Below are 5,252 nucleotides of genomic sequence, written 5' to 3'. Positions count from 1 at the left end.
TTAGAGGGGGGTGTACTGTTCGGGGGCCGCCGTTGATTATTGCGTAAGACATATGCGCGCCCCCCCCCCGCGCGTGCGGGGCCCGCCACTACAGTTGCTCCGCCTCAGCGTTGGCAATTCCCGCACCACACCGTTGCCCGCTGACCAATGCTGGCATAGCGCAGTGCGCGCCCGCATTGTTTGCAGTTCTCGCCTTCCCGCCCGTACACAAGCAGCTCCTGCTCGAAGTAACCCGGCGCACCATCGGGACTGATGAAATCGCGCAAGGTGGTCCCGCCACGGGTGATCGCATGACCCAGGATTTCCTTCACCGCATCGGCAAGCCGCTGGTAGCGCGCCCGCGATACCTTGCCGGCTTCACGCAGGGGATTGATACCGGCCATGAACAGACTTTCCGCCGCATAGATATTGCCGACGCCGACGACGATGCCCTGGTCCATCAGGAAGGTCTTGATCGGCGCCTTGCGGCCACGGCTGCGCTGGAACAGGTAGTCGCCATCGAAGTCCGCATCCAGCGGTTCGGGGCCAAGATCGCGCAGCAATTCATGCGTCTCGCCAGCGGGCTGCCACAACAGGCAACCAAACCGGCGCGGATCATTGAAGCGCAGCAGGCGGCCGTCTTCCAAGCTGATATCCACGTGATCGTGCGCGCGCACCGGGGTATCGCCGGGCAACACACGCAGGCTGCCGGACATGCCCAGGTGCAACACCGCACTGCCCGCTTCGGTATCCAGCAACAGGTACTTGGCGCGGCGACGGATCGCTTCGATGCGCTGACCCGGCAGCTGCTGTTCGATCTCGGCGGGAATCGGCCAGCGCAGGTCCGGTCGGCGCAGGATCACGCCGTGGATGCGGCGATCCACCAGATGGGGTTCCAGGCCGCGCCGGGTAGTTTCTACTTCGGGTAGTTCTGGCATGCGAATCTCAAGAAAATTGTGTTTGATGGGTTTTGTGGGAACGGCGTGGGCCGTGAAGCGGGCGGTGGCGAACAGCGGACCTGTATCGATTGCAATGCGCTATCGGCTTCGGTTGGATTGGTGGCTTCGCGGCTTACGCCGCTCCCACGTCCACACCCACATCCCGCATTTCATGGGCTGCAGGTCAGCGCGGTGGCGCCATCAGTTCGCGGGCGCTGAGGTAACCGTCGCCGTTGGCATCCTGGCGGGCGAAACGGGCCAGGATCACCTGCCGCTGTTCCTCGCGGCTGATCGGCTTGCCACGCCCGCCCGGCTGCTCATCAGCCTGCAGCACGCCATCGCCATTGCGGTCCATCTTGTCGAAGGCGTACAGCATCCACTGCAGGTATTCATCCGGGCTGACCCGGCCATCGCCATCGCTGTCCATGCGCTGCAGGTAGGCGTTGGTGTCCTCTACCTGGGCGGTGGCTGGCAACGAAGCGGCAAGCAGAAAAAAGAGGGCAATCGTCTTCATGCGGCGTTGAGCGAATAGCCTTTCAGGCGTGCTGCATAGGCCTGCAATGCAGCGCTGCCGCTGGCCTCGGCCTCCTGGCACCACTGTTGCAGCTGGCGCAGGCGTTCGGCGGCGTCATGGCTGCGTGCTTCCAGCAAGGCTGACAGGCGCGCACGATGTTCGACCAACAACTGGATGCGCGGGCGCTGCTGCACCCAGCTCTGCAACTGCGCACGACAGTCGGGTTTGAGCCAGCGACCGTCATTGACCAGGCCCTTGCGCATGCGCCGCGGCAATAGCTTGCGCAGCTTGGCACCTGCTGCTGCAGCCTCTTCCTTCAAGGCTGGCGCGAACACATTGCGCTGGTAATCGGTCATGGCCTGGAAGCGGTGCGACAACAGCGCCTTCAAGGTATCGGCATCGGGCACCGCGATATTCGGACGGATATCCATGCTCGGCGCTACCCGCAGCACCTTGGCCAGGCGCAGCAACTGCAGCAGGCGGATCACCTGCCAGCCGATGTCGAACTCCCAACGTCGCATCGAGAAACGTGCCGAGCTCGGGAAGGCATGATGGTTGTTGTGCAGTTCTTCGCCGCCGATCCAGAACGCCCACGGCGTGAGATTGGTCGAGGTGTCGGCCGATTCAAAATTGCGATACCCCCACCAATGGCCGAGGCCGTTGACCACGCCTGCCGCCCAGAACGGAATCCATGCCATCTGGATCGCCCACAAGGCGATGCCGGGCAGGCCGAACAACACGGTGTTGATCGCGAACAGCAGGATCGGGCCGAGATTGGCATGCGGGGTATAGAGCCTGCGCTCGATCCAGTCCTCCGGCGCACCGCGCCCGTACTGCTCGATGTCGCCCCGCAGCGCGCGCGCCTCGCGGTACAGCTCCACGCCACGCCAGAACACCATGTTGATGCCCTTGGTGACCGGGCTGTGCGGGTCCTCCTCGGTCTCCACCTTGGCGTGGTGCTTGCGATGGATGGCCACCCACTCGCGGGTGATCATCGAGGTGGTCAGCCACACCCAGAAGCGGAAGAAATGCGATACCAGCGGGTGGAAATCCACGCCGCGATGGGCCTGGCTGCGGTGCAGGTACAAGGTGACCGCGAAGATGGTGAGCTGGGTGAACACCAGCAGCACGGCCAGCATGCCCCACCAACCCAGACCGGCAATGCCACCGGTAAGGAAATCGAGCAGTGCGTCGGACATGGCGGGCTCCAGGCCATCGGTGGCAGATGAAACAACTGCTACACATGATGGGGGCTGTCGGCGCAAACTGCATCCACCGGCGGCAGGTCCGTTGGTCGAATCCTCAGCTGCCGCCTTCACTGAATGTCCATTGCCCCTGTCGCCGACGCGGCCCCCCTGATCGAACTGGACCATGCCTGCGTCATCCGCGGCCAGGTCCGCGTGCTGCATGAGCTGAACCTGCGTATCGAGCAGGGCCAGCACACCGCCATCCTTGGGCCAAACGGCTGCGGCAAATCCTCATTCATCAAGCTGATCACGCGCGAGCTTTATCCCTTGGCGCGCGCCGACGGCCATGTGCCGGTCAAGGTGATGGGCCAGACCCGCTGGCAGGTGGACCGGTTGCGGGCGCAACTGGGCATCGTCACCGGCGACCTGTCCAGCAACCTCTCCAGCATGCCCGGGCTGACCGTGGAGGAAGCGGTGATCGCCGGCTTCTTCGCCAGCTTTGTGGTGCCTGCGCACCGCGATGTCACCGACGCCATGCGTCAGCGCGCGCGACATGCACTGGAACTGGCCCGCGCCCTGCCCTTGCTGGGCCGCAGCTATGCCGAGCTGTCGGCCGGCGAAACCCGCCGGGTGCTGATCGCCAGGGCGCTGGTCAACCAGCCCAAGGCCTTGCTGCTGGACGAGCCCTCCACCGGCCTGGACCTGATCTCGCGCCAGCACCTGATCGACAGCATGCGCCACCTCGCCCAGCAGGGCATCACCCTGGTGCTGGTCACCCATCACATCGAGGAAGTGATTCCCGAGATCAATCGCGTCGTGCTGATGAAGGGTGGCCGCATTTTTGCTGACGGCAGTCGTACCGAGCTGCTGTGCTCGGCGCCGCTGTCGGAGGTGTTCGGCGGGCCGATCGAGGTGCGCGAGGACGAGGGGCGGATGTCGGCCTGGGTGGGCGCTGCGTAGTTTTTGAGGCAAAAGCACCCCTCCCCACCCCTCCCCTGCGTGTTGCGCAAGGGAGGCAGCTTGGCCCCTCCCCTTTGGCGCAGCCAAGGGGGAGGCTGGGAGGGGGTGGCTTTGGCTGTTGCTTTGGCTGTTGCTTGTGCTGGTTACTGAAGCTCATGCGAAAAGCACCCCTCCCCAACCCGCCCGGCCCGAAGGCATAGCCTTCGGTCGTTCATCAGGTCGCGCGCCAATGGCGCGCAAGCAGGCCTTCTTCACCCCCTGCGCGTTGCGCAAGGGAGGGAGCTTGGCCCCTCCCCTTTGGCGCAGCCAAGGGGGAGGCTGGGAGGGGGTAGCTTTGGCCGTTGCTTGTGCTGGTTATCGAAGCTCATGCGAAGAGCATCCCTCCCCAACCCGCCCGGCCCGAAGGCATGGCCTTCGGTCGTTCATCAGGCCGCGCCAATGGCGCGCAAGCAGGCCTTCTTCACCCCCTGCGCGTTGCGCAAGGGAGGGGCACGACGAAGCCGTTGGTGAGATGATGCCGCTCCGCTCCTGTAATCCCGTTGTCGTCGCGATGTCATTTCCTGTTACTCCGCTGCGCCTTGGCGCCGCCCTTGCGCTGGTCGCCGCACTCAGCGCCTGCTCCAGCACTCCCACCCGTCCTTCCGCATCCGGCGAAGACGCCAGCACCAAGGTCACCGGCTATCTGGTTGGCAGCGCCATCCCCGACAGCCTTGCCCTGAGCCCGGCTCCACCGGCACCCGGCTCGGCATCGGCACAGTTGGACGAAGCCGTCGCCAGCCAGGCCCTGACCATGCGCGGCAGCGCTCGCTTCATCCAGGCCCATACCGACGCGGACCTGAGCTTCCCGGCCGGCGCTGACCAGTTCAGCTGCGCACTTGGCGTTGCAGTCACCGCCAGGACCACTCCAGTGTTGTACAGCCTGCTGGAACGCAGCCGCATCGACGCCAGTGCTGCTACCAAGGCCGCGAAGACCCACTACCAGCGTCCGCGCCCGTTCATGGTCAACAACGCACCCACCTGCACGCCGGACGACGAGGAAGCCCTGCGCAAGAGCGGCTCCTATCCGTCCGGGCACACCGCCATCGGCTGGGCCTGGGGCCTGATCCTGTCGGAAATCGACCCCGACCACGCCACCGCCTTGATCGAACGCGGCCGCAACTATGGCCATAGCCGCCTGGTCTGCAACGTGCATTGGTATAGCGACGTCCAGCAGGGCCAGTTCATGGGCGCGGCCACGGTGGCGCGACTGCATGACAACCCGGACTTTGTCGCCGACCTGGCCAAGGCACGCGAAGAGCTGGTGCATGCCCGCACGCTCAAGCAGCCACTGCCGCGCGATTGCGCCGCGGAAACCGCAGCGCTGACCTCGGACATCCACGAAGCCCGCTGAGCAGTACTAGCTGTAGTGCCGAGCCATGCGCGGCTTGGGGGTCCGGAGATTCCGATTCTGTGGGAGCGGCGTCAGCCGCGAAGCTGATGATCCGCCAGATCGCAGGTATGCCGGTGCCTTGATGGTGCCGGCGTGGCGGGGGGCCCCGCCACCCCCACAAAAATGAGGGGCACGCCGGCCCCCCCCATCGCCCCCCGGGGGGGGGGGGCGGGGGGGGGGGGCGGGGCGGGGGGCGGGGGCGGGGGGGGGCGGGGGGCGGCGGGGGCGCGGCGGGGGGGGCGGGG

5 protein-coding genes are annotated in these 5,252 nt (G+C 65.7%); 2 read left to right on the top strand and 3 right to left on the bottom strand.

Features of this window, described 5'->3' with window-relative positions:
- Positions 1–104 precede the first annotated feature (104 nt).
- The 3 genes from mutM to ACVOLQ_RS22160 all read right to left on the bottom strand — a co-directional run bounded on the left by mutM (position 105) and on the right by ACVOLQ_RS22160 (position 2,630).
- Positions 105–917, bottom strand: coding sequence for a bifunctional DNA-formamidopyrimidine glycosylase/DNA-(apurinic or apyrimidinic site) lyase (gene mutM / locus ACVOLQ_RS22170; protein ID WP_481529327.1), 813 nt, complete (start codon positions 915–917; stop codon positions 105–107).
- Between the two features lie 184 nt (positions 918–1,101).
- Positions 1,102–1,431 carry an EF-hand domain-containing protein gene (locus tag ACVOLQ_RS22165; RefSeq protein WP_481529326.1) on the bottom strand — a complete coding sequence of 110 codons (330 nt, stop codon included), beginning with the start codon at positions 1,429–1,431 and terminating at the stop codon, positions 1,102–1,104.
- Entirely contained in the window at positions 1,428–2,630 is a 1,203-nt protein-coding gene (locus ACVOLQ_RS22160) for a DesA family fatty acid desaturase (RefSeq protein WP_313172810.1), read from the bottom strand. Before ACVOLQ_RS22160 ends, ACVOLQ_RS22165 begins: the two co-directional genes overlap by 4 nt.
- A gap of 123 nt (positions 2,631–2,753) precedes the next feature.
- Between ACVOLQ_RS22160 and ACVOLQ_RS22155 the strand changes: the two genes are divergently transcribed.
- On the top strand, positions 2,754–3,578 hold the full coding sequence (locus tag ACVOLQ_RS22155) for an ABC transporter ATP-binding protein (RefSeq protein WP_313172811.1): 825 nt from the start codon (positions 2,754–2,756) through the stop codon (positions 3,576–3,578).
- Between the two features lie 550 nt (positions 3,579–4,128).
- The gene (locus ACVOLQ_RS22150) at positions 4,129–4,968 is read left to right on the top strand and encodes an acid phosphatase (RefSeq protein WP_481529325.1); all 840 of its coding nucleotides are present in this window, start codon (positions 4,129–4,131) and stop codon (positions 4,966–4,968) included.
- Positions 4,969–5,252 lie beyond the last annotated feature (284 nt).

This window comes from Stenotrophomonas sp. STEN031 (assembly GCF_056759975.1).
The sequence above is the reverse complement of the archived record's forward strand: the minus strand, read 5'-3'. Positions and strand labels throughout refer to the sequence as shown.